The sequence below is a fragment of the Parageobacillus toebii NBRC 107807 genome (genome assembly GCF_003688615.2).
Classification (GTDB): domain Bacteria; phylum Bacillota; class Bacilli; order Bacillales; family Anoxybacillaceae; genus Parageobacillus_B; species Parageobacillus_B toebii.
The window spans coordinates 2,910,855-2,934,618 of record NZ_CP049703.1 but is presented as its reverse complement, the minus strand read 5'-3'; the positions used below and the strand labels follow the sequence as shown (position 1 = coordinate 2,934,618).

Sequence of the window (23,764 nt, the reverse complement as noted above, 5' to 3'; positions counted from 1 at the left end):
CATTGTTCTAAATAAACAGATTAAAAAAAGAAAATGATTCACTAAGATACGTTGATTTTCCATGGCAAAAATATTTCGAAGTATTGTGTAGATTCAAGATATGCAGTTATAATGTAAACAAAAAAATATTTTTGGTTAACAATTGGGGGATGAGGATGAAAAATCATATTCAATCCGTACTTCATCAATTAGAACAAAAAACACAAAAGCGCATGTTAAAGAATGTATCCTCTTCGGATGGCGCGTGGATCGTCATGAACGGAAAGAAGATGTTAAATTTAGCCTCGAATAATTATTTAGGACTAGCGGGAGATGAACGATTGATCGAAGCGGGATATCAAGCAATGCGTACATACGGTGCGGGAGCCACTGCTTCGCGTCTTATTGCCGGCAATTATGAACTATATACAAGGGCCGAAGAAGTGTTAAAAAACTGGAAAAAGGCAGAAGCAGCGCTCATTTTCAATAGCGGATATACGGCCAATCTCGGAATCATTGCGGCTCTGATTGGCCGCGATGATATTGTGTTTAGCGATTGGCTCAATCATGCGAGCATTATTGATGGAATCAGATTAAGCGGCGCGGAACGATATCGTTATTATCATAACGATCTCAATCATTTAGAGTCATTATTGAAACAAGCATCTCCGCATAAACGAAAATTGATTGTCACCGACTCGATTTTCAGCATGGATGGAGATATGGCGCAGTTAGAAGGTTTAGTGACATTGAAGAAACGTTACAACGCCATCTTAATGGTTGATGAAGCGCATAGCAGCGGCATTTATGGAGAAAGAGGTGAAGGTCTTGTTCACCATCTTCATTTGCAAGATCTGGTTGACATCCAAATGGGTACCTTCAGCAAAGCGTTAGGCAGCTTTGGCGCTTATGTTGTGGGAGAGCAATGGCTGATTGATTATTTCATTAATACGTCGCGCAGCTTTATTTTTACGACCGCTTTGCCTCCAGCTGTTCTTGGTGCAATTGAAAAATCGATTGAGATTGTTCAAAAGGAACATATAAGAAGGCAAACGTTGCAATTTCACAGTCATTATTTCCGCACTGAACTCCAAAAGTTAGGATTTGACATTGGAAAAAGCACGACGCACATTGTTCCGATCATCATCGGATCAAATGAGCAAACGGTTCAAATGAGCGAGCGGCTTCAGGAACACGGAATCGCCGCGGTAGCGATCCGGCCGCCAACCGTTCCCGAAGGCACATCCCGCATCCGCTTCTCTCTTTCTTCCTCTTTGACGAAGGAAGAATTAGATTGGGCACTGGAACGGATTGCAAAAGTGGGAAGAGAAATTGGGGTGATAACTTAAGATGATTGTTCCTCCAACTTTTGACTGATATGATGGTCATACGAATCGTCTATAAAAGTTCCATCCGCGCTCCGATGCCGCATGTTGTTTGAGTTTCTATAATCAACAATAAATAAGGCAGAGGAGCGTGAGATGATGCTGCTTATTCATGATGTCATTCATAAAATGATTTATGATTTGGAAAAGAGCTCAGATGTACTAAACTACAATCAAAAAAGCCGCTGAAAGTCCAGCGGTTTTTTTACATATCGGCCATCCAGCTGGCCATACTAACAACAGGTGATGGCAAATGTACACAAAAGCGGAGTTGGAACAGTTTGTTGAACAAGCAAAACAGTATGCGCGTTATGGAAAAGTCGCCGATTACATTCCCGCTCTTGGCAAAGCGGATCCAAACGATTTGTCTATCGCTATTTACTTGCCCGACGGCAATGTCATCGATGCGGGGGATACGACTCATAAAGTGACGCTCCAAAGCATTTCGAAAATTATTGCCCTCTCCCTTGTCCTAATGGACCGTGGGGAACAAGAAGTGTTCAAAAAAGTAGGCATGGAGCCGACGGGAGATCCATTTAACTCGATTGCGAAGCTCGAAGAAATACAGCCAGCCAAACCGCTTAATCCGATGATCAACGCGGGGGCGTTAGCCGTTACGCACATGATTGCCGGCGCTTCGGTTGAGGAGCGGTTCGAGCGGCTTTTGCAGTTTGTACGGAAACTGTCGGGAAACCCGACCATCTCGTATTCGGAAGAAGTGGCCCAGTCCGAATTTGAAACGGCGTTTTTAAACCGCTCGCTCTGCTATTTTCTCAAGCAGCATGGTATCATCAATGAAGATGTCGAAGAGCTAATGGACCTTTACACAAAACAATGCGCGATTGAAATGACGTGCATCGACTTGGCGCGAATTGGTCTTGTCTTTGCGATGGACGGACGCGACCCGTTCACTGATGAACAGATTATGCCGCTTGATGTCGCTCGCATTTGCAAAACGTTTATGGTCACGTGCGGCATGTACAACGCATCAGGTGAATTTGCCATCAAAATCGGCATTCCCGCAAAAAGCGGCGTTTCGGGCGGCATCCTCGCCGCCGTCCCAGGCCGGTTTGGCATCGGCATTTTCGGTCCGGCGTTGGATGAGAAAGGCAACAGCATCACCGGCATGAAACTGTTAGAACTGCTATCCAAGACATATTCCTTAAGCATTTTTTAAAACGAGGAGGAAACAAAGAATGAAATCATTTACTGTGCAATTTCATCGCGAAGATCAAATGGAAAACATGACTGTTCAAAAGTTAAATGAACAAGACTTTGAAAAAGCGACAGAAGGCGGGACAAGACATTTATTTGAACTAGATACGAACATCGGCTATTTCGTCTTTTTTGATGCCGAGGACGCAGAGGGAAACGTTTCGTATCTCGTTTTGCAATATGAAGAAGACAATGAAGATCCAAGCGCGTGCTACGGATTTGAGCTGAAAGATTTTTACGAATTCGTCGCACTTTACTTAAATGATCTAGAATTTGGAGATGAGGAAGAAGTCGATGAAGAAGAACAATACGGTCCAATTCACCATTTGGCACATCTTCTTTATCATATTGTGGAAGAAGGAAATTCCATCGAAGTGTAACGAAACGATCCTGGATCACGTGCGATCCAGGATTTATATTGCCCGCTTTTTGCACTTTTCGACACTGTCTTTCCCTAGCCGCAGCTTAAGCCTGTCGATGATCCAATTATTTAGCGCTTCGTTGGCAAAAGTTTTTATCGAAGGCGATTGATTTCCTAAAAAAGCTGCTTTGCAAAGAGGAATTGCCAAACATGTGGTGGGCATAGGGTGAAAAAGGAAGGTGGCGAGGAGGTCTCCGTCCCTCTTTGCCACCTTATTATTGCAACTGACGTCATATCGCTTGCTTCCCATATTTTTCGACATTGCCTTTCAATAGTTTCAACTCCTGCCCATCGATGCTTAAATCAATCAGCACCCCATTGAAAATATCTTCATTTGTCTTTTTATCATTCGACTGCAAATATCGTACGCGATACCACTTTTGTCCGTATTGAAAATACATATACCGCCCTTTTGCAAAGTCAAACCAAAACTTAACCCGTTCTCCGTTCACTGTTTTCCAGACGTAGCCCCATGCCCTTTTTTGAGGGAAATTTGTCATTTTTGGTCGGCCTGAATTGATGGCTTTGTAGAATAGCTTGTTTTTCACATCGTACAGTATCATGATCTGCTGCCTCCTTTTATCATCTATTACTACATATATAGAAGCAGCGGCAGAAAATTAGACTTCTTTTTTAGAAAGTAGCGGCATGTATGCAGTTCCTATCAGGCATGATCTCATGCACATTATCCTGTTGATTGCTCCCTTTTGTTGATTAGCTCCATAATCATGCGCACGAAAAACGATAGGATAAAGATGGTTATAAACGAATACATCCATGTCCATGTATGATAGTTAATTAAATCTGTATATTTTTCACAAAGAACCTCAATGATCGTTAAAGCAGCGGTATATAATGTGCATTGCACGATAATGCCCAGAAGGCGGGAATGATAAGAGGTTTGGTAAAAATACACACACATGATCGGATACAGAAAGTATTCAAAAAGAATGCTCGTGTCGAAATATTGGCCTAAAAACCTTACAGGGTATTCAATTAAGCGTGCTTCTGCAACAATAACGCCAAAAAATGAGGAAAAATAGGCTTTTAATAAGAACACTAAAAGCGTGTCTTTGATTAGCGGTTTTCTCAGACTAAAACAAAATAAGATAATGCCAATAACCAGCAATGCCCACAAAAGGATTCTGTCCATGGATTCATCCATCTCCTATAATTGATTTGCATATCGTTTAGTATGGCCAAGAGAAAAATGGAATATTTCTGAATACATGAAAATGCCGCTTAAGCACTGATTTGGTTGTTTCACTAACTCGTGGCTCAAATAGACAAAAGATGCGCTTATTGATCTCTAAATACGATCATGCCGCAAATCATCGGAATGATCATTAACATTGCGACGGTTAGAGTAGGTATCGGCAGCCGGTTTGCGAATATTGCACCCATCACTCCCAGAAAACCGCCTATAATAAAAGGAATGGCGGTTTTTGTCTTGTCCGCATTTGGTTTTGCGTGATACCATGCGTCCCATACGCAATAAACATAAAATCCAGGGTAAAATAACATGTAGTCAAAATGGGTCACCTCGATAGCCTGTTGATGTAATCCGTTAAAATCAAGGTGAATGGCTTCGTTTATATGTCCGAATGCATTATCAAAGTGTTCTACAATGATAAAGAAGACACCCTTTATGAATTGACCATTATATATTTGCCCGAATCCAGGCATCAGAATTGAAAATAAAGCAGCAATGTTTCTCATCGTATCCCCTTTCATTTTCTGGCAGTGGAAATCATCATCGTTTGTTACTTATATTTCCTTATGAGCGAGTTCAGTATGTATATGATGTTTTGGGTTGGATACGAATTTTCTCATTCATGGAGGCCGCGTTGTCCAAAGTGCTCAAGCATAGAACATCTCGCGTATCTGCTTCCTTGCTATTGATTTATTGCATGTATAGAATTAGGATGATGGAAGATTAGACTTGTTTTTCGTCATAATTTAGAGGGAAGTATCGCTTTGGTATAATGAAAACAGGTGGATGTTTCTAACCGCATCGGTATGAGGTAGCTTGAACGGAAAGGCAGACTTTTCAAGCGTAAAACCGATGGAGTCCGTCAAGAAAAAGACGTAAAAACGTATGTAAGAGAGTTACCTGTGGCAGATGGAGTAGCGTAAGCGATAGTCTGCCAGCCTACGGAGCTATAGGCCCTGCCGTAGGACGGGCTGATGGCACAGCCCTGAACTTGGGCGTTGTCCAAACTAGAAATGGATGCGGACGTTAACGACCTAAGAATCCCACGACTGGAGTCGTGTGAAGTATCAAAAAACAGTTTGTTTTCCAATCCCTCGGTGGCATCCAAAGAAGTACAAAATACCAACCAAGTTTTAGATAGCATAAAGCCGAAGTGGATTTCTGATTGGGTAAAGCGCACGAAGGCTCTTTATCTGTATCCGGAAATAACGGTTGATTTTTTACTCATGATCGGTTATCCATCGAGCGATTTATATGCGGTGAAATTACCGCATAATAGAAGAGGGTGGATGGGCAGTCAATTGTATGGTGGGTTTTGGTCTATCCGAGTGTCCGATGGAGGAAATGGATCAAGAGTCTCTTCATTCATTAAAGAAGATGTCGGAAAAAAATATTGGAATTACTCTTGCTATGATCGGCGAACGCGAAGGAAGGATCGCTATGTTCAGGAATTTGATGAGATTCTGTTCTTCGAACGAATACCGCCAGAAAATGTAGAGCTAATCGGACAATGGGATCAGGGGATTTTTAGGCCAAACGATTCTTTTATAAAGTATGTAAAGGACGAGTATAAAGAGGAATATATGAAAATATTCGGGACGAATTCATTATGAGTTCGTTTCAGACTGTTCAATAATGAGTTTTTCGACACCGGCATTCTTCCTGTCATATTACGGTGTTTCCGGCAACGTTAAGAGTGGGGCCATTTCATAAGTCCATGCATGTTCGTTGTTCAATTGGAAATCTTGATCGTGTATATCCCTGTTAGTTGGCTTCGGTCACTGTATATGATTTCCAAGGCGGTGGATTTTTTATGTGCATTTATGCATTCGTTATGCGTTTTGCAACACGTTCTAAATCATGTATATTCGATGGGTAACACGCAAAAACAAAATGGAACGAAAATGCCTTATCTTCAGCTTGCCGTTATTATAATAATTAAAAGTCCGCCCCTCTTGGTAAATTTTAATTTATCCAAGGTGGCGGACTTTTATGTTGTTAATAATTTTTAATTCACTTTTGCTAGAACTTCATTAGGTATTTTACCTAAAAAGTAATCTTCTATATATTCCCAGAAATCATTTGATTGAACTTCGTTTTCAAACAGAAAAGTAAGCATAGCGACTGAAATTTTATGGCGATTATAAACGTTTTCTAAAATAACATTTCGGTAATTAAAAGGATCTTTTATAATACGATCAAGTTGTAATTTTGAGTTAATGCGAATATAAATTTCTGGGCTATCTCCCCCATTTACTTTATATATCAATAACCCCAGTGCTTCTAATATTCCTAGTAAAATAAATATTTTTTCTGTGCGGATTCCGTTCGTTTTTGGTATAAATATTTCATATGTTTTTTCTCCTTGTTGTTTTGCGAAATGATCATGCAGTAAATTTTTTGTTTCGGTTTTAATCCAATTAGTGAATTCAAAAAACCCGCTTGTAATAGTATATGAATCTCTTTCTTCATAGTATTTTATGAAGTTCGTATGAAAGTTTTTTGTCTTTTTTAATAGACGGTTATAATTTTCAGCACTTTGTATAAAAATGGATGTTAGGCTATCACAGTAATAGGAGCTTTTATGCAGTATCTTTTGCAATCTTTTAGAAACGTCCTCTATTTTGAAATAGTGTTGATTATAAACAAATGTGTTAAAAAGGTCAGAAATTTGGTCAATATGTTTTTCAACGTTAAACAGAAAGCTGTGTATATTTTCTGCTTTAAGTTCTAGATTTAATTGTAAAACTGGTAAAATATGTTTAAGAAAAGGGAGATTAAGGTCCTTTGATTTACTATGAAATTTGTATTTAAATTGCGGAAATGATAGATGGCTGTAATAATCTTCCCAAAGTTGTTTCATGTCACAAACATAAACATTACCATAAATATTATTTGGATTGGTGATACGTTTACTGATTAAGCGAAAATATGATGCATAATCGTTTAAAACATTTTTTTCTTGTTCGTGTTCTATCATAAAATACTCGTTGGCAAATATACTACGAGGTCTTGCTACTATTGGTGAATATCCCATTTTTTGAATAAAGTCTTTTTCAATAATTAATAAAGCCGTTTTTAATTTATTATCGATATCATCATCTTGATCTACTCTAGATTTTTTTTCAAAAATATATCTAAACTCTTCTGCATTAACAAGTAGGTTACGCGCAAATTTTCTTTCTTTATTATTTTGTTCGAGTATACGTACGATTTTTTCAATTACTTGTATAAGTTGATGTTTTTTTATAGTTGAAATTCCATGTAAACGATTTACATGGACGAAATCTTTACTAAAGTAATCAAAGAATGCTCGTCCATGATCTAATTTCCGCGCAGCCCTGCCGATTTCTTGAATATAGTCACACACATTTCCTGTCGGAGCAAAGTGAAGAACATTATAAATATCTGGTATGTCAATACCCATTCCAAATGCTTTTGTGGCAAGCATCACTAATGAATCGCCGTTACGAAACTTAAGGAAACTTTCCTGTTTTTCTTCTTTAGTCATAGTTCCATAATATACTGTAATTTGATCATGCACCTTTTTGGGGGCATTAGATTTAACAAATTCCAAAAAATTATGAATATAGCGAATCATTGGAAAATATATAAGTGTTTTTTGATTTTTTTCTAAAAAATTAGAAATCCGGTTTAAAAGAACTGAATACTTTAAGAATAAATACTCATTAAATGATCCTTGATCAAATTTAGCTTTTTGAATTCTAACTTCTAAATCCTCTCTTTTTACATATCCAAAGTAACTAATAGGATTGATCATGTTTAAACTATCTCTCGTTTCCCCGTACATATCTTCAATGCCGCCATAAATAGCGGTAGCAGTAAAAGTGGCGATTGGAAATTTCATTTCTTTTCTTAACTTTTGTAAATAGCTTCCTAAATACCAATAATCCGAGCGAAATGCTTTTCCCCATGTTGTTACGATGTGTGCTTCATCAATTACAAACAACCCGACTTGTCTTTCCCCAATTAATTGTTTTATATCGGATCGACTTAATAATGTTTCTGGGGAAATATATAAAATGGATATTTTCCCTTCTTGAATTTTGTTAATTATCTCGATCTTTTCTACTGGAGTGATTTCAGAGTTTATCGTTGCAGATATGTCAACTTTTTTTTCTAGTAGACTATAGACTTGATCCTTCATTAATCCGATTAATGGAGAAATAACAATCGTCATTAAATTATACTTTTCTGCAAGGTAAATTGCAGGAATTTGAAACATAATAGATTTTCCAGCACCAGTAGGAGAAGTCACAAACACGTCCCTAAAGGGGGAGCCGCTTCTGGCGTTTTCTGCTTGTTTGACAATATCATCTATAATTTGCGATTGCGGTATAAGTATTGTTTCTTTATTGGCAGTATTATCGTTAATATTTTTATACATTTTTAAATTACGAAATGAGGAATATCCCCAATATTTTCTTAATATCTCTAGATATTTTTCTTCTTGAATTTCAGTTTTTCGATCGAGTGTTTTAGATACAAGAACAAACTTAATGTCAGGAAACAAATATTGTAAGACATTTAAACGTTTAAGATAATTATTTGGCAAATTCTCTATATTTCCGTTATAAGAGATACAAATCTCTTTTTGTGGAATTTTTTTATACAGAATGTTATCGATTAGCTCTAAAAACGTTCGTTCTTCTTCTGTGAGTTCGATTAGCGAAGGTTCATAAACGTTTTGTTTAGAGAAAGAAACCAGTTGTTGAGCTGTGAAAAAGTCAATACTTTCATAATCGGTAGCATATGAGATATAAAATTGTTCGTTAATTTTTTCAAGATCTCCATAAAAATTTAATAAAATATTTAAAGAAGGATGCAGGAATTCTTCAGGAGAATACTCATCATTTTTAAAATATCCTTCATATATTTCTTCTATTCCGTCAACAGCATATATTAAAGGGAATTTTTGGTGATAAACATTATTTTTAAAAATGTAGTAATCGAAATATAAAGATAAAATTTCCGGTCCAACAGTAAGAAACTCCTCATATGTACACCAATATGTATTTTTGGTATGCTGAGTTGTTTTCAGGATTAACTCTTGTAAAATGATAGGCTTAGATTCCATTAGTTGATTCAAACTAATATCCAGATTTATATCCAGCAGCTTTTCTACTGCTATTTTTGTTAGGATGTCTTTGGGGAAGCCTATTAAAACAAGAAGTTTGTTTTTTTGATCAGGATTGCCAATATTTCTTAAATGATTGTTTAAAATCTTGTTAAATATATGGAACAATCTTATACACCTTCCTTTTGTATAGTATTTTCAAACTACTAAATTAATATTAAGATAGTACTATAGGTAAATCAATGGGAGAGGGGATTTCAGTAAAGGAAGAATGGAAAAATCTAAAAAATTCTTCACAAAAAAAGCTTCGCAATGCTTCGAGGTTAAGAATAAGGATGATTACGTATACTATCGATGGGATATTGATACTAGTAATGAGATTAACAATGAAAAGATGATCAATAGTATGGGATTAGAAAATGAAGAAAATTTTAGAATAGATGATGCTGATTTTAATATAAATGAATTTCTTGAAAAAAACGTTTTTCGAGAAAATTATAAGTATAAAGATAACATAGATTTATTGAATAAACTTAATAACGATAATAATAAAGAAGTTCTAGTTGATGTTATAGAAAAAAACATGGGTTTAGTTAGGAAGATTGCGGGTTATTATCAAAAATACATGCATCACAAATTGGATGAGGAAGACATTCTAATTGAAGGTATTCTTGGCCTTATCAGAGCTGCTAACCGTTTTAATTCAAATCGGGGAACGCAATTCTCTACTTATGCTGTATGGTGGATTCGCCAATCTATATTACGCGCTATTATAAATGAAGGATTTACGATTCGTATTCCAGTTCATGCTTTTGAACAAATTCGGAAAGTTATAAATGCAGAAAATGAGTCATACAGGTTATTTCAAAAAATTGACGTAGACTGGGTTTGCAGACATGTAGGTATAACTAAAGAAAAATATCATGAATTGAAGCTTATTGATAGTCGCTTTATTCAAATGAGGTCTCTTTATTCTCTTGTTTCTGATAATGACGACGAAAGCCAATTAATTAATTTTATACCAAATGAAATAGAACATGTATATGATCTCAAAATAGAAGAGTTACAAGATCCCTTTGAACTAGTTCATCGTATGGAAATTCGCGAAAAAATTATGGAAGCACTAGATAAACTAAAAGAAAGAGAAAGGGAAGTTATTATAGAAAGATTTGGTTTAAGAGATGGACAGCCTAAAACTTTAGAGGAAATAGGGAAAAAAGTGGGGGTTACAAGAGAAAGAATACGTCAAATCGAAACAAAGGCAATTGCAAAGCTCCGAAAATATCTAAAACAATTTCAACTTGAAGATATTTATTAGTTTTAAGTTCGATGGTTATGTCGTTAAGTATGTTGAAAATTACTTGTAATTTATATCAATTTGGAACGAACTATAATCATATATATAAAAGATTCAAAAACTTTAAAAAAAGGTGTGGTTATTATGCCTGTCTATAACAAACTCGTTCGCGATCGAATTCCAGAAATTATTAAAGCAGACGGAAAAACGTTCACAACAAGGATATTAGACGACGAAATATACCGCCAAGAGCTTCGAAAAAAAGCGTATGAAGAGCTACAAGAATATATGAATGCGAAAGATGATGAAACGGCGCTGGAAGAATTGGCCGATTTATTAGAAATTATGCATGCTCTTGCCGAATGCCACGGATCGTCGATCGAACACGTTGAACAAATTCGAGCAGAAAAAGCAGAAAAGCGAGGAGGGTTTAAAGAAAAAATTTTTTTAGTAGAGGTACATGATGAGTAAGGTGGAATTCATCAATCGCGACTTGATTGAAAAGATACAAGAACATATAGAAGCATCATCAACCATATACATATTGACAGCGTTTGTGATGAAATCTGGTGTCCGATTGGTAAAGGAAACGCTAAAAAAGGCTGCGGAGCGGGGAGCGGATATTAAAATTTGCGCTGGCGATTATCTCTTTGTCACCCAGCCGGAAGCGCTTCGTGAGCTGATCTCTATTCATCCGGACATCGAAGTACGCTTATGGCGAAGCAGGGGAGTATCTTTTCACCCAAAAGCATATTTATTTGAAAATACAACGAGCGGCTATTTTATTGTCGGCTCATCCAACTTATCGAAATCGGCGCTGACAGAGGGAATCGAATGGAACATCGGGCTGGATAAAACTGTCGATGAAAACGTATTTGCAGAGTCAATGGAAGAGTTTTTGAAGCTGTTTTACGCTGATGAAACAGTACAAGTGAACGAAGAGACATTAAAGGACTATGAAAAGCAGTATCATGACTATCACCAACGGCATCCGAATCTTGCGCGAACGTGGGCGGAATCGGAAGAAGTTGAATTAATGCTTCCAGTGGATAAAGCGGAGACGGAAATCAATGAACGTGATCATGACGTAATTTACGATCCAGCAACGGTCACATACGAAACGATTCAGCCGCGCTTTGCCCAAGTGGAAGCGCTCGAGCGGCTGGAAGCGGCTTACGAAGAAGGCTACGACAAGGCGATGGTTGTCATGGCGACAGGACTTGGGAAAACGTATTTAGCCGCATTTTTTGCCCGCAATTTTCAAAAAGCGCTGTTTATCGCACATCGTGAAGAAATTCTTCGTCAGGCGAAAAAATCGTTTCAACGCGTCATGCCTAACAAAACGTTTGGCATTTATGACGGAAACGTGAAAGAAAAAAAAGCTGATATAATCTTTGCTTCGATTTTTACGTTAAGCATGAAAAAACATTTAGAAGCATTCGCCAAAGATGCCTTTGACTTGATTGTGATTGACGAATTTCATCATGCTGCCGCTCGTTCGTATCAGCGAGTACTGAATTATTTTCAGCCAAAATTTTTACTTGGGATTACGGCAACGCCAGATCGCAACGATAATAAAGATGTATATGCCATTTGCGATGGCAACGTGGCGTACAAAATTGATTTTATCGAAGCGGTGCAGCGGGGATGGCTTGCTCCTTTCCGCTATTACGGTGTTTACGACGATACGGATTATTCCAAGATCAAATGGCTTGGCAACCGCTATGATGAAACAGAACTGCTTCAAGTGCAGCTAAGAGAAGAAATGGCGGACAAGATTTTAAAAGCATGGGAGAAATATAAGAAAACAAGAACGCTTGTATTTTGTTCATCGATCAAACAAGCCGACTTTTTATCCGAATATTTTCGAAAACGAAATTATCGAACGGTCAGCCTTCACTCCCAGCAGACAGACATTCCGCGCGATCAAGCTATCGCGATGCTGGAAAAAGGGGAATTAGATGCTATTTTCACGGTGGACTTATTTAATGAAGGCGTTGATATTCCATCAGTGGATACATTGCTGTTTGTCCGGCCGACAGAATCGCTCACCGTGTTCACCCAGCAAGTCGGCCGCGGACTTCGGTTGCATGAAGGAAAGGATTATTGCGTCATAATCGATTTAATCGGGAATTATCGCAACGCTGATGTGAAGCTGAAATTGTTTGATACAGAGCGCAATGCGGAGAAAAATGGAAAAAGAGAAAAGGTGATACCGGCCGTTCCCGACAATTGCTCGCTTCATTTAGATATACAGGCTATTAACTTATTAGAAGAAATGAGAAAAAAACGCCAGCCGCGTCGTGAAAAGCTATTATGGGACTATAAGCATCTGAAACGGGAGTTAGGCCATCGTCCTACGTATCTCCAGCTTCATTTGCATGGAAGCAGCGAAGCGGCGGAATACAAGTCGGAATTTAAATCATATGTAGGCTTTTTATACTGGGCCGACGAATTATCGGAGAAAGAGAAGGAAGTTTTTTTAAAGTACGAATCGTGGCTAGTCGAGGCTGAGCGAACACCTATGGCTAAGAGCTATAAAATGGTCGTGTTGCTCGCGATGTTAAACCGCGGCCCTTCAAGGTGGCACTTGCCGATTACGCCAAAAGAAGCAGCGCCGTTTTTTCATCAATATTTAATGGAAAAAGAATATCGGAAACGAATCGACTTTTCAGATAAGAAAACAAAACAGCTATGGATTTATGATGAAGAAAAAGTAAGCAAACTGATTGCTGAAATGCCGATGACGAAATGGAGCGGAAGCTCGAACGGTCTCCTTTCCTTTGAAAACGGCGTCTTTTCTCTTAGTTTTTCGATTGCAAAAGAAGATGAAGAGATTTTGTATCAATGGACGAAAGAGATTTGCGAGTATCGGTTGCATGTGTATTTTGAAAGGAAAGAAAATAAAAAATAGAAATAGTTTTGTATTTTACACGCTATCTTTCTGGTTTAAGAGGCAACCTTTTTTCCACAAGCATAACAAGAGCAAAACAATACTTTATACCTTTCCTATTCAGGCGAATCAGAGTTCACGAAATATTTTTGAGGCGATTCGCCAGGAACGTCAAAAAACGAATGCACAGCGGCAAGAACATGGATAAATCAAAAATACATAAAAGTAGAGTGGTTATTTTGCTCCACTCTACTTTCTATTTTCTCCTAACCCTTACACGTTGCGAAGAGTTCTTTTGTGATCATGTTGTTTTCAAATACCGTTTCAAGCAACATCACCGTTTCAAGCGTTGCTTTGTAGTCGAGCGTTTCGAATTCGGTATGTTCGTGTTGGTAGCCGACGGATAAGTTGACAGCTGGAATGCCGAATTCGGAGAAGACTTTGGCGTCGCTGAGGCCGCCGGGGGTCATTTTCCAATCCGGCATGCCGGCGAGCGCTCCAGCTGTTTCAAAAATGCGGCCGTAATTGTCGTCGCAAAATGGCACAATGCCAGCGTAAGAAGTGACGATGTCGCGCATTCCGCGGCGGTCAACGACAATCGCGGCGTCGACGTCTTGCAAAAATGTTGGGTCGATATGGCGTGAGCCGAGGCAGCCGATTTCTTCTTCGACGGTAAAGGCGATTTTGAGCGTTCCCTTGAAGCGGGAATGGCGAATGAAATCAAGTATTTCTAAGATGACCGCGATTCCCGCGCGGTCGTCGGCGCCTAAGATGCCGTGCGAGCTGTTTAATACCGTTCCGTTTTCGATAATCGTGCGTTTCGTCGAAAACGGGCGAACTGTATCCATATGGGCGGAAAGCAAAATCGTCGGACCGTTTCCGCAGTGGACTGCAGCCAGCAAGTTTCCGTAATCGTCGATTTCGCGCCAATCTGTTTTTTGTTGGAGCTTTCGATAGAGCATTTGCCGAACCACCGCTTCTCTGCCGCTTTTTCCGTTGATCGAAAGAAGGGAGTATAGTCGGTGTTTGAATGTTTCTAAGCGATACGTCATTAGCAGTTCCGGATTTCGCCAGACATTGTATAACCGTTCGGCCATCGTCAGAAGGTCATCGATGTGTCCGCGCTGATAAAATAATGTTACTTTTCTTTTTTCCGCTCTAATTCGAACGTGTGGCGGAGTGCAAGCCCGGATGATGGCGAGCTGCTGGGCGGATAAGTCGTCGAGAAAATAAATCGTTGCCGGGCGAACTCCCTCTCCGTCGCAGCTGTAAAAGGTGTAAATATGCATCATGTTCAGCCAGCGGACGATGCCGCGGACGTACGGATCGATTTGGATGAGAGGAAGTTCGTTTTTCGTTGGGTCGACCAGCGTTTCACTTCCTGGAATGTCATGATTGTGAGAAACCATCTGTTTGGCGGTTTGTTGGAGCGCTTCCATCCAGTCCGTTTCGGAAATGGTGTGAAGGTGCTGGTGCCGTTGGATGAGCGTTGCGAATGTTTGCGCAAGCCATTGTGATGTAATTCCTGTTTCCGTATTTTCCGGATGAAATCCGTGCCGAATCATGAGTTTCGTCCATTTTTCCATACTATCCATCTCCTTTTCAAATTCGTTACAATACAACTATACAAATCGGTGTGTGACAGCTTGTCACAAAGGAGGGAGTACGGAGATGGAAGAATACGGGTTTTTTCCGCATCAGGAAGAACGCCGCTTGCTTGCGGAGTGGAAAAAAGAAAAAGATCGAAAACGGCGGGAAGAAATCGAAAACGAGTTGATTCATCTGTATGTTCGTTTTGGCGAGTATTTTAAAATGTCGAGCAACCCCGATCCGAAGCAGGCGAAAATGTATTTGCAAAAAGCGTTAAAGCGAAAGCCAAACCATCCAATTGCGAATTATCGGTTGGCACATATTTACTATAATGAAGGAAGATATGCCGAAGCGGCGTATCACTTTAATCAGGCGCTTTCGGGATCGATGGATGAATCTCTCAATGACACGCAAGAGATGTTAAGCCATATGTTCCTTGTCAATTGCGGTATTTTTCTTGCGTCGAACGCGTTAAAGCAGATAGAAAAAATGGAAGCAAGGCCATATGATGAAGAAACGGTCGATCGCTATCGCCAGGCGATTTTTCTCCATCGCATTGAAGATTTTCATCGCGCGCTTTATCGTATCATTACACCAGAAAGCGACGAAATTGTAACGGAGGAAACCTATTTTTCCGAGCAGGAGCTACTTTCGCCACATGAGGTGATGCTTTGCATCAGCGAACAAGACGGCTTTGTCGTTCGTTTCGCAGGCGAGTTTGTAAAACTAGAATACCAGTCGTTTTATGTGCTTGCGATGATTCTTCATAGCGAACGGCCAATGACTGGGGAAGATATCCGAAAAACGTTGTTTCAAACGTTTTTCGGCAGAGACGTTACGGATGCTGCGATTCGAAAGATATTTGAGCGACTGCGCGCACGCATTTCGTTTTGGGATGATATCATTGAAACGACGAGAATCGGAAACAAAACGGCACGGAGACGCAAACAAGGCGTTTCGTATCGGATTTTTTGCCGCGCGAGCGATATGTTTCCTTGGGAGTAGGGGATCGGATGAACATACGAAAAAGATTAGAAAATAGAGGTATCGTTGTGGAAGAGTTAATAGGAGAAGGAGAGGCTTTTCGCAAGCGTTGGGAAAAGGCGTTTACGGATGCCATTAGTCCACAGGAAAAACAGTCGATTTATTTTGAGCAGTTTTTGTGGCATGTATTCAGCTACGAAAAACTGCCTTGTCTTGAAGGAAAAGCGGCGATGCAAGCGTTTCATGAGGAGAATCGGTTCGTCTGTTATTTGTTTTATCAAGAAAGAGAAGAAGCGTATATGCTTGTAAACGCTGAAAATTTGCGGGCGGAAGATTTGCGGCGGGAGCACGATGTGTATGTCGTCGATCCGCAGTTTACATGGACGTACGTGCAGACGCATGAAGAGTGGTGCGGGCCGTATTTTTATCGCAAATATAGCCAAGAAGGCTTCCGCTTCAACGATCTCTTGTAGCTTTGCTTCCAATTGCTTGTTCATTTCTGCATCCAGTGCGTTAATAATTTCTTTTACAATTGTATTTGTTCTATTTTGTCATAAATAAATGATAGAATGAAAAGAAGGAAAATTTTGTGATGATATGGAGGAAAATAGTTTAACCTTATCAATTAAATGATCACGATGGAGTAGTGATTTATAACACGCATAATGAAAGAAAGAGGGATGCAATAGTGTTAATCGCATTAGACATGGATGGAACGCTGCTCAATTCGCAAGGACGGGTGAGTGAAAGAAATAAAGAGGCCATTGCAAAAGCGCAAAAGCATGGCCATATCGTGGCGATCGTAACAGGCAGGGCGTATAAAGACGCGCGCGCGCCGCTTCGGGATGCTGGGCTTGTTTGCCCGATTATGAGTTTAAACGGCGCGGTGATGACATTAGAAGATGGGACGGTGCTTGGCGATGTGCCGCTTGACAAGGAAAAGTTGATTCCAGCACTCGAATGGGTGCGCGCACAGCCGGATTTATATTTCGAAATTTATACGGGCGATGCCGTCTATGTCGGGCTACATAACCGCGCCCACCTTGAGGCGATGGCCGAGCAGGCAAGCGATATCGCTCCCGAATTAAAGCGCATCGTCGAAAAGCAGTTCCAGCAGGCGCGCGTGACGTATGTCGATGACATCCGCGCCATCTGGGAAGATCGGCAAACCGTGTTTTACAAGGTTCTCATTTTTTCTCTCGATCAAGAACGTTTACAAGAAGCGGCTGCCCAGTTTGACGGCATTTCCGGCATTACTGTCACCTCGTCGCATCCAAACAACATTGAGATTAACCATGAACAAGCGACGAAAGGGGAGGCGCTTGTAAAACTGGCCGCCCATTACGGCATTGATCTGAAAGATACGGTTGTTTTCGGTGACAGCCATAACGATTTATCGATGTTCGCCGTCGCCGGCTGCCGCGTCGCGATGGAAAACGCCGCACCGGAATTAAAAGAAGTCAGCGACATAGTCACTGCGTCACACGAGGAAGACGGCGTGGCGATCGTGTTGGAAGAACTGATCGACAAACGAAAACAGTGACGGTGGGCATCATGCTCTTTCCATCGTCTTATTCCGTATTCAATGGACTCCGTTAAGAAAAATCAAAGTTTTTCAATACGGCAAGCAGAATTTTTTGCAGCAAATGCATGTGAACAGCCAGCTCTCTATAAACAGAGGGCTGGCTGTATTTGTATGAATCCATCGCGAATATTGGTTGGAAGGATTTTCAGACTGCCTCATTTTGTTGTACTATTATGAATAAAGGCAATTGTTGCGGTTTTTGATTTATACGTCTGTTGTTATGCTCTATGTTGTGCCGCAGTTTATGTCTGAAAGTGTCATTCGTTATAGCACTGGGATTGGCGATGGCTGTGCCTATTTTCATATTAACGGTGAAGTTAAGGCATGTTTGACTGTTTTAGGTCCTACGAACCGATTCACTTCTGAAGCAATAGAGAAATAGCCAAAGAAGGGGCTAAGGCCATTTCAGAAAAGTCAGGATATCGAGAATAGGAGGATAATCATGAATATATCACAAAAAATTGTATCCGTAAGGGGCACGCAAATTGGCGGAGAACAGCCATGCATTTGTACTCCTATAGTAGGAGCGAGTATGGAACAAATTTTGTCGGAGACGGAAGAAGTATGTCGAAAGAGGCCTGATATTATTGAGTGGCGCGCCGACTTTTTTAAAGATATTTACGATCCACAAAAAGTGCTCGAAACAGCATTAGCCATTCGAAAAATTGCAGGAGAAATTCCCATTCTTTTTACGATTCGTTCGGAAAAGGAAGGCGGGAATCCTGTTCCGTTAACAGAAACAGAAAAAATCGAACTATTTACAGAAGTGTGCAAAAGCCGATTAGTGGATATGATTGATTACGAGCTGCTTTATGAAGAGGAATTGGCATCGCTTCGCCAAGTATCAAAGGAATATGGCATTCGCATGATTATGTCCTATCATAATTTCAGCTCAACTCCCCCAAAAGAAGAACTTGTCCAAAAAATGCTGCAGGCGGAATCATATGGTGCTGATATTGCCAAAGTCGCTGTTATGCCTGCTTCTCCGCAAGACTTGCTTGTTTTATTCCAGGCGACCCAAGAGGCACGAAGCCAGTTAAGCATCCCCCTTATCACCATGTCAATGGGAGGATTAGGGGTCATTACTCGCTTGGCTGGATGGATGTTTGGTTCGGCAGTTACTTTTGCTGTTGGTCAAAATAGTTCGGCGCCAGGCCAAATCCCAATCGAGGATTTGAAAGAAGTCCTTCATATTGTGCAAAAGCATATGTTTCACGGCTAATGGGTATGGAAGGAGCAAATAATTTTTATGATTTGTTGTAAAGGAAGGGCGGCAGATATGGGTACATATTGCAACATTCCGCTTCGGGAAAGAAATATAGTGTTAATCGGCTTTATGGGAGTAGGAAAAACAACGATTGGCCAGCTTGTGGCGAAAAAGCTGTACCGGGACTTTATTGATGTAGATCAGGAAATCGAGAAACGGCATCAAATGTCGATTCCGGCCATTTTTGAACAAATGGGAGAAGACTATTTTCGAAAAGTGGAGAGGGAACTGATCATTGATCTTTGCACGAATACCCGCTTAAAAATTATTTCCCTTGGGGGAGGCGCGTATTTGCAGGAGGAAGTAAGAAAGGCTTGTTTATCCCACGGCATTGTTGTTCTCCTCGATTTGTCATGGGAAAACTGGAAAGAACGTCTTCCGTCCATTGTCCATGACCGTCCTTTGTTGAAAAATAAGACGCTCGAGGAAATCATGCAATTATTTGAACAGCGGAAACAAGCTTATTCTCAGCATCATTATCGCGTGGCGACGGATGGGCTTGATCCGGAAACGGTAGCAACCCGCGTAATGGAATTGATTCGCGAGCGGGATACGGAATAATCAGGAAAAACACCCTTTGTTTTGTACAAGGGTGTTTTCTGTTGGAATTTATGATACGTCTCTGAATCAAGGAATGTTCTTTTCAGGTGATTCGTTGCCGAAGGAAACACTTAAGGAGCAGCAGGAGGAAAATGAAGAGAGGAGACGGTCATTGTTGCCGATACAACTCGCGGATTTTCCGTTCATGCTGGAGCGTTTTGCTTGAGAGGAAATCGACCGTTTCCTGTGTTTCCGACAGTTCGATGCGCAGGCTGTCTACTTTTGTTTCTAAACGGTTGAATCGCTCGTTCATTTTTTCTTCAAGATTTTCTACCATCTGTCTCATTTCTGTTCTGAGTTGATTTCCCATTTTCTGCATTTTTGCTTCTAATCGATTTTCCATTTTTTGCATTTTTGTTTCCAACCTATTTTCCAGTTCTTCCATTTTTGTTTCCAAACGGTTTTCCATTTCTTGCATTTTTGTGTGCATATGGTTGGAATGAAGCTCCAATGCTTTCAAAATTTCTTTTAGCATTGTTTCCTGTTCCATTTCTCTCACCTCCCTTACTTATCTCATTATAAAAGAAGAAAGAAAAGAAGGAAAGGAAAATCTACGATGCTTACGAGAATAAAAGATTGTCGAATGAGTCCATCACTTTCATTTGAGAAAGTTTATACTCAATTTTCATCGTACTTTTATATTGATGATGTGGGAAAAAGAAACACTAGAAAAAGAAGAGAAAATGCGCGAGAAAAGGCGGCGGCTTGCTATTGTTTTTTGGATTAATGTTCTTCCATTTTTATCGCATTGACATGCTTTCTTCCTCAAGTGATGTGATATTATAATTAAAGATATTTCCTTATTCCACGGTAGCGAAATAGCCGCCGCATCTGATGGTTATACTGTTTTGTAACTTATGCCTTAGGATTGTTGGAGATATATCGGTTGCTTATACGAGGAAGTGAAGCAACGTTCGTTATATATCGTGAAAGACGTGTGGGGAGTCGGAAATAAGCATGAAAATGCATCGTTTGGCGTGGAACAGCCGCAAAAATATTCAAACATTATGGCGTTTTTGCCTTGTTGGAGCTGGAAATACATTTGTGGATTTTATTGTCTTTTTTCTTCTTGCCTCGTTTGGCGTTTCCGCGCTGTTGGCGCAAGTATGCTCTTATACAGCCGGCGTGGTCAACAGCTATGTATGGAACAGGATGTGGACGTTTCGGGTAAAACGAAAAGCGAACATCGGAGAGTTTTTGCGTTTTATCGTGGTGAATGTGCTGTCGCTGGCAGTGACGCTTCTTCTGCTCTTTCTCTGCCGGGACGTTGGGCACTGGCCGTTGTTTGCCGGAAAACTCGCAGCGACGTTGGGAGGGATTGCCGTCAATTTTGCCGGCAGCCGCTTCTGGGTGTTTGCCTCGAAACCGTCCCATTCCTAACATGGGTGGACAAACTTTGTCCACCCATGTTGATTGGTTAGAGCCTGATATTCCGAATCGGATGTGCAAAACGGTACCATATAGAACAATAGTCTTAATTTTCCATAAAAATAATGATACAATAATAAATAATAAGAAATAGGATAAACGGATGGGAGCAGGTGACTAAGTGATTTACTCTTTCGAACTGCTGTTTTTAGCAGCCGTTTCGTTTTTGCTGGCGTATTTTATCGGGGCGAAAAAATATACGTGGCTGCTGTCCGGATATAATCAGCGGCGCATTCGTGATCAAGAAAAACTGGCGAGAATCGTAGGGAAATATAATATGATCGTTGGCATTGCCGCAGTGGCTGGAAGTATGATTGACCATCCTGATATGATCGTGATTTTTCCGATTGCCGTTATTGGCCATGTGGCGCTTGCGGCTTATGCGAACGTCAAAATGGTAGAGTAAAAGCCGAATCCATCGCGTTGGATTCGGCTTTTTCCTTTAGGAGCGAATTTGCCCCGTGCCGTATACGAGCGATTTCGTCGTGGTGATCGCGCGCAATCCCATTGGACCGCGGGCGTGCAGTTTTTGCGTGCTAATGCCGATTTCCGCCCCGTAGCCAAACTGTTCGCCGTCGGTGAAGCGGGTCGAGGCGTTATGATAAAGCACGGCGGCGTCAATCGCTTGGAAAAAGAAGCGGACGTTGTCGTTTTGTTCGGAAATAATTGCCTCGGAATGTTTCGTGCCGTAGCGGTTAATATGGTCGGCCGCTTCTTTGACGTTCTGTACGAGTTTAATCGCTAAAATCGGCGCCAAATATTCGGTGCTCCAGTCGGCTTCGGCAGCCTGCTGGATAAAGGAATACGATGAAGCAAGCTGCGAATCGCCGCGCAGCTCTACTCCGCGCGCGTGCAATGTTTCGACGAGTTCGCTGATATACGGCCAGTTTTGATGGATTAATACCGTTTCCACCGCATTGCAGACGGATGGGCGCTGCAATTTTGCGTTTAGGACGATATCGATGGCCATTTGTTTTTGCGCCGATTCATCGATGAAAATATGGCAGTTGCCAACGCCAGTCTCCAGCACGGGAACGGTGGCGTTTTCGATGACGGAGCGAATCAGTCCTGCGCCGCCGCGTGGAATTAATACATCTAAGTAGCCGTTTAAACGAAACATTTGCTGGGCCGCTTCCCGGCTCGTGTCTTCGAGAAGCTGGATGGCATCGGCAGGGATGGCGGAATCGCGAAGCGCCTCCTTCATGACATGGACGAGCGCTTTGTTCGAATGAAGCGCCGATGAGCTGCCGCGCAATAAGACGGCGTTTCCTGTTTTTAGGCAAAGGCTTGCGGCATCAACGGTGACGTTCGGGCGCGCTTCGTACACCATTCCGATGACACCGAGAGGCACGCGAATTGTTTGAATGCGAAGCCCATTCGGCCGCGTCCATTCTTCGACGATTTCGCCGATTGGGTCAGGAAGATCTGCAACTTGACGGACGCCGTCGACAATTTGCTCGATTCGTTCGTTTGTTAGCTGCAATCGGTCGATTAAAGCAGGAGAAAGACCTTGTTCTTTTCCAAGCGCAACGTCTTTTTCGTTTTCTTGCAAAATCCATTCTTTTTGTTTGATCAGCGCTTCGGCGATGCGCGTTAATGCTTCGTTTTTTTCTTCTGTTGACAGAAGGGCTAACGTTTTCGCTGCTTGTTGCAGCTGTTCTGCTTTTATAAGCAATTCGTTCATTTTACGACACTCTCCTTTCGTAATGATACCCAGTTGTCGCGGTGGATTACTTCTGGTCGATGGTTAATCGAATATTTTCTCGCTTCATTGCTAGAAAGGCCTTTGATTTGTTCTAAGTCGCTAGCGGAGTAATATACTTGACCGCGGCCGATGACGGCTCCTTTTCGGTTGACGACCTCGACGACATCCATGGCGGAAAAATTTCCATATACCGCGGTAACGCCAGCGGGAAGCAGACTTTTTCCACGCTGCAACAGGGCGGTTTCGGCGCCTTCGTCAATTTCGATTTTTCCGGCGACCGGTGCATGGTATGCAATCCATTGTTTGCGCATTTGCATATGTCCATGAAACGGCGCGCCGATATATGTCCCGTCTCCTTTTCCTTCCAAAATATCGCAAAGTTTTTCTTTCCCCGCACCCGTTCCGACAAAGACGCTTACTCCAAACGAGAGCGCTTTTTGCGCGGCGAGAAGCTTTGATTTCATCCCGCCTGTTCCAACCGCGGAGCCGCTGCCGCCCGCCGCTTCAATCATTTCATCGGTAATATTAGGAAGAAATGCATATTTTTTCGCCTTCGGATTCGTTTTCGGATTATCATCATATAGTCCGTTAATATCCGTTAAAATAATGAGCGCATCCGCGTGCAAAAAGCCGCTGACAAGCGCGGAAAGCATATCGTTGTCGCCAAACGTCAATTCCTCGACGGACACGGAGTCGTTTTCGTTGATGATCGGCAAAACTCCGCATGCCAGCAATGTAGTGATTGTGGAAAATAAATTATGAAACCGTTCACGGCTGTAAAAGTCTTCTCTTGTTAATAAAATTTGTCCTGTCGTAATACCGAACTGTTTGAATGCGGAAATATAGCCTTGCATGAGCAGCCCTTGCCCGACGGCTGCCGCTGCTTGTTTTCCCGCGGTGGTAGTCGGCCTAGACGGATAGCCGAGCGGTCCGAATCCAGCGGCGACCGCACCCGATGTGATTAAAATGACCTCGTGGCCTAATTGTTTGATATAGGCGATCGCTTCGACATGATCGAAAAGTTTTTCATGGCAAAGAGCGCCTTTTGTATCCGTTAATGAGCTGCTTCCGATTTTCACGACGACTCGCTGCTTTTTCACGTTT

The 23,764-nt window shown here is 41.2% G+C and carries 22 protein-coding genes; 14 read left to right on the top strand and 8 right to left on the bottom strand.

What is annotated here, in order from left to right; all coding sequences use genetic code 11:
- Positions 1–155: 155 nt before the first annotated feature.
- From bioF to DER53_RS14965, 3 genes are all read left to right on the top strand, one after another.
- Entirely contained in the window at positions 156–1,328 is a 1,173-nt protein-coding gene (gene bioF, locus DER53_RS14975) for an 8-amino-7-oxononanoate synthase (RefSeq protein WP_062756210.1), read from the top strand.
- 289 nt (positions 1,329–1,617) lie between these two features.
- Entirely contained in the window at positions 1,618–2,541 is a 924-nt protein-coding gene (gene glsA / locus DER53_RS14970; RefSeq protein WP_062756212.1) for a glutaminase A, read from the top strand.
- Positions 2,542–2,560: 19 nt separating this feature from the next.
- Entirely contained in the window at positions 2,561–2,959 is a 399-nt protein-coding gene (locus DER53_RS14965; RefSeq protein WP_062756213.1) for a hypothetical protein, read from the top strand.
- A 271-nt stretch (positions 2,960–3,230) separates the two neighbouring features.
- Here DER53_RS14965 and DER53_RS14960 read toward each other — a convergent pair whose 3' ends face one another.
- From DER53_RS14960 to DER53_RS14950, 3 genes are all read right to left on the bottom strand, one after another.
- Positions 3,231–3,563: a hypothetical protein gene (locus DER53_RS14960; RefSeq protein ID WP_062756217.1), complete on the bottom strand. Its 333-nt coding sequence runs from the start codon at positions 3,561–3,563 to the stop codon at positions 3,231–3,233.
- Positions 3,564–3,685: 122 nt separating this feature from the next.
- Entirely contained in the window at positions 3,686–4,153 is a 468-nt protein-coding gene (locus DER53_RS14955) for a CBO0543 family protein (RefSeq protein ID WP_062756218.1), read from the bottom strand.
- Between the two features lie 146 nt (positions 4,154–4,299).
- Positions 4,300–4,719 (bottom strand): hypothetical protein, encoded by a 420-nt coding sequence (locus DER53_RS14950; protein ID WP_062756220.1) that lies wholly within the window; start codon positions 4,717–4,719, stop codon positions 4,300–4,302.
- Positions 4,720–5,211: 492 nt separating this feature from the next.
- On the opposite strand from DER53_RS14950, the gene DER53_RS14945 reads away from it, so the two are divergent.
- The gene (locus tag DER53_RS14945) at positions 5,212–5,826 is read left to right on the top strand and encodes a hypothetical protein (protein ID WP_062756222.1); all 615 of its coding nucleotides are present in this window, start codon (positions 5,212–5,214) and stop codon (positions 5,824–5,826) included.
- A gap of 395 nt (positions 5,827–6,221) precedes the next feature.
- Here the strand turns inward: DER53_RS14945 and DER53_RS14940 are convergent, their stop codons facing one another.
- Entirely contained in the window at positions 6,222–9,479 is a 3,258-nt protein-coding gene (locus DER53_RS14940; protein WP_062756226.1) for a DEAD/DEAH box helicase, read from the bottom strand.
- 103 nt (positions 9,480–9,582) lie between these two features.
- Here DER53_RS14940 and DER53_RS14935 point away from each other — a divergent pair, with 103 nt between their 5' ends.
- The 3 genes from DER53_RS14935 (at position 9,583) to DER53_RS14925 (ending at position 13,522) form a co-directional block, all read left to right on the top strand.
- Positions 9,583–10,629, top strand: a complete 1,047-nt coding sequence (locus tag DER53_RS14935) for a sigma-70 family RNA polymerase sigma factor (protein WP_062756228.1) — start codon at positions 9,583–9,585, stop codon at positions 10,627–10,629.
- Positions 10,630–10,752: 123 nt separating this feature from the next.
- Positions 10,753–11,079, top strand: coding sequence for a nucleoside triphosphate pyrophosphohydrolase (locus tag DER53_RS14930; RefSeq protein WP_062756230.1), 327 nt, complete (start codon positions 10,753–10,755; stop codon positions 11,077–11,079).
- The gene (locus DER53_RS14925) at positions 11,072–13,522 is read left to right on the top strand and encodes a DEAD/DEAH box helicase family protein (protein WP_062756264.1); all 2,451 of its coding nucleotides are present in this window, start codon (positions 11,072–11,074) and stop codon (positions 13,520–13,522) included. The genes DER53_RS14930 and DER53_RS14925 overlap by 8 nt, the downstream gene beginning before the upstream one ends.
- A gap of 245 nt (positions 13,523–13,767) precedes the next feature.
- Here the strand turns inward: DER53_RS14925 and DER53_RS14920 are convergent, their stop codons facing one another.
- Positions 13,768–15,087 carry a M20/M25/M40 family metallo-hydrolase gene (locus DER53_RS14920; protein WP_062756232.1) on the bottom strand — a complete coding sequence of 440 codons (1,320 nt, stop codon included), beginning with the start codon at positions 15,085–15,087 and terminating at the stop codon, positions 13,768–13,770.
- An 85-nt stretch (positions 15,088–15,172) separates the two neighbouring features.
- Here DER53_RS14920 and DER53_RS14915 point away from each other — a divergent pair, with 85 nt between their 5' ends.
- The 5 genes from DER53_RS14915 to DER53_RS14895 all read left to right on the top strand — a co-directional run bounded on the left by DER53_RS14915 (position 15,173) and on the right by DER53_RS14895 (position 19,488).
- Positions 15,173–16,096: a tetratricopeptide repeat protein gene (locus DER53_RS14915; protein WP_062756234.1), complete on the top strand. Its 924-nt coding sequence runs from the start codon at positions 15,173–15,175 to the stop codon at positions 16,094–16,096.
- Positions 16,097–16,104: 8 nt separating this feature from the next.
- Positions 16,105–16,548, top strand: coding sequence for a DUF4275 family protein (locus DER53_RS14910; RefSeq protein ID WP_062756236.1), 444 nt, complete (start codon positions 16,105–16,107; stop codon positions 16,546–16,548).
- A gap of 215 nt (positions 16,549–16,763) precedes the next feature.
- Positions 16,764–17,618, top strand: coding sequence for a Cof-type HAD-IIB family hydrolase (locus DER53_RS14905; RefSeq protein WP_062756238.1), 855 nt, complete (start codon positions 16,764–16,766; stop codon positions 17,616–17,618).
- A gap of 484 nt (positions 17,619–18,102) precedes the next feature.
- Positions 18,103–18,882 (top strand): type I 3-dehydroquinate dehydratase, encoded by a 780-nt coding sequence (gene aroD / locus DER53_RS14900; RefSeq protein WP_062756240.1) that lies wholly within the window; start codon positions 18,103–18,105, stop codon positions 18,880–18,882.
- A gap of 57 nt (positions 18,883–18,939) precedes the next feature.
- Complete coding sequence (locus DER53_RS14895; RefSeq protein ID WP_062756242.1) at positions 18,940–19,488, top strand: shikimate kinase; 549 nt, start codon at positions 18,940–18,942, stop codon at positions 19,486–19,488.
- A gap of 148 nt (positions 19,489–19,636) precedes the next feature.
- On the opposite strand, the gene DER53_RS14890 is transcribed toward DER53_RS14895, so the two are convergent.
- Positions 19,637–20,017, bottom strand: coding sequence for a hypothetical protein (locus tag DER53_RS14890; RefSeq protein ID WP_062756244.1), 381 nt, complete (start codon positions 20,015–20,017; stop codon positions 19,637–19,639).
- Between the two features lie 467 nt (positions 20,018–20,484).
- Between DER53_RS14890 and DER53_RS14885 the strand changes: the two genes are divergently transcribed.
- Entirely contained in the window at positions 20,485–20,907 is a 423-nt protein-coding gene (locus DER53_RS14885; RefSeq protein ID WP_062756247.1) for a GtrA family protein, read from the top strand.
- 169 nt (positions 20,908–21,076) lie between these two features.
- Positions 21,077–21,361 carry a DUF3784 domain-containing protein gene (locus DER53_RS14880; protein ID WP_062756249.1) on the top strand — a complete coding sequence of 95 codons (285 nt, stop codon included), beginning with the start codon at positions 21,077–21,079 and terminating at the stop codon, positions 21,359–21,361.
- Between the two features lie 36 nt (positions 21,362–21,397).
- On the opposite strand, the gene DER53_RS14875 is transcribed toward DER53_RS14880, so the two are convergent.
- Complete coding sequence (locus DER53_RS14875) at positions 21,398–22,639, bottom strand: glutamate-5-semialdehyde dehydrogenase (protein ID WP_062756251.1); 1,242 nt, start codon at positions 22,637–22,639, stop codon at positions 21,398–21,400.
- The gene (gene proB / locus DER53_RS14870) at positions 22,636–23,760 is read right to left on the bottom strand and encodes a glutamate 5-kinase (RefSeq protein WP_062756253.1); all 1,125 of its coding nucleotides are present in this window, start codon (positions 23,758–23,760) and stop codon (positions 22,636–22,638) included. The genes DER53_RS14875 and proB overlap by 4 nt, the downstream gene beginning before the upstream one ends.
- Between the last annotated feature and the right edge of the window lie 4 nt (positions 23,761–23,764).

What these genes read in the sequence shown, in the direction of transcription:
- DER53_RS14920 (WP_062756232.1), bottom strand. Translation starts at nt 15,087, where the DNA reads ATGGAAAAATGGACGAAACTCATGATTCGGCACGGATTTCATCCGGAA.
- glsA (WP_062756212.1), top strand. Translation starts at nt 1,618, where the DNA reads ATGTACACAAAAGCGGAGTTGGAACAGTTTGTTGAACAAGCAAAACAG.
- bioF (WP_062756210.1), top strand. Translation starts at nt 156, where the DNA reads ATGAAAAATCATATTCAATCCGTACTTCATCAATTAGAACAAAAAACA.
- DER53_RS14875 (WP_062756251.1), bottom strand. Translation starts at nt 22,639, where the DNA reads ATGAACGAATTGCTTATAAAAGCAGAACAGCTGCAACAAGCAGCGAAA.
- DER53_RS14930 (WP_062756230.1), top strand. Translation starts at nt 10,753, where the DNA reads ATGCCTGTCTATAACAAACTCGTTCGCGATCGAATTCCAGAAATTATT.
- DER53_RS14895 (WP_062756242.1), top strand. Translation starts at nt 18,940, where the DNA reads ATGGGTACATATTGCAACATTCCGCTTCGGGAAAGAAATATAGTGTTA.
- DER53_RS14885 (WP_062756247.1), top strand. Translation starts at nt 20,485, where the DNA reads ATGAAAATGCATCGTTTGGCGTGGAACAGCCGCAAAAATATTCAAACA.
- DER53_RS14915 (WP_062756234.1), top strand. Translation starts at nt 15,173, where the DNA reads ATGGAAGAATACGGGTTTTTTCCGCATCAGGAAGAACGCCGCTTGCTT.
- DER53_RS14950 (WP_062756220.1), bottom strand. Translation starts at nt 4,719, where the DNA reads ATGAGAAACATTGCTGCTTTATTTTCAATTCTGATGCCTGGATTCGGG.
- aroD (WP_062756240.1), top strand. Translation starts at nt 18,103, where the DNA reads ATGAATATATCACAAAAAATTGTATCCGTAAGGGGCACGCAAATTGGC.
- DER53_RS14890 (WP_062756244.1), bottom strand. Translation starts at nt 20,017, where the DNA reads ATGGAACAGGAAACAATGCTAAAAGAAATTTTGAAAGCATTGGAGCTT.
- DER53_RS14965 (WP_062756213.1), top strand. Translation starts at nt 2,561, where the DNA reads ATGAAATCATTTACTGTGCAATTTCATCGCGAAGATCAAATGGAAAAC.
- DER53_RS14960 (WP_062756217.1), bottom strand. Translation starts at nt 3,563, where the DNA reads ATGATACTGTACGATGTGAAAAACAAGCTATTCTACAAAGCCATCAAT.
- DER53_RS14955 (WP_062756218.1), bottom strand. Translation starts at nt 4,153, where the DNA reads ATGGACAGAATCCTTTTGTGGGCATTGCTGGTTATTGGCATTATCTTA.
- DER53_RS14910 (WP_062756236.1), top strand. Translation starts at nt 16,105, where the DNA reads ATGAACATACGAAAAAGATTAGAAAATAGAGGTATCGTTGTGGAAGAG.
- DER53_RS14935 (WP_062756228.1), top strand. Translation starts at nt 9,583, where the DNA reads ATGGAAAAATCTAAAAAATTCTTCACAAAAAAAGCTTCGCAATGCTTC.
- DER53_RS14925 (WP_062756264.1), top strand. Translation starts at nt 11,072, where the DNA reads ATGAGTAAGGTGGAATTCATCAATCGCGACTTGATTGAAAAGATACAA.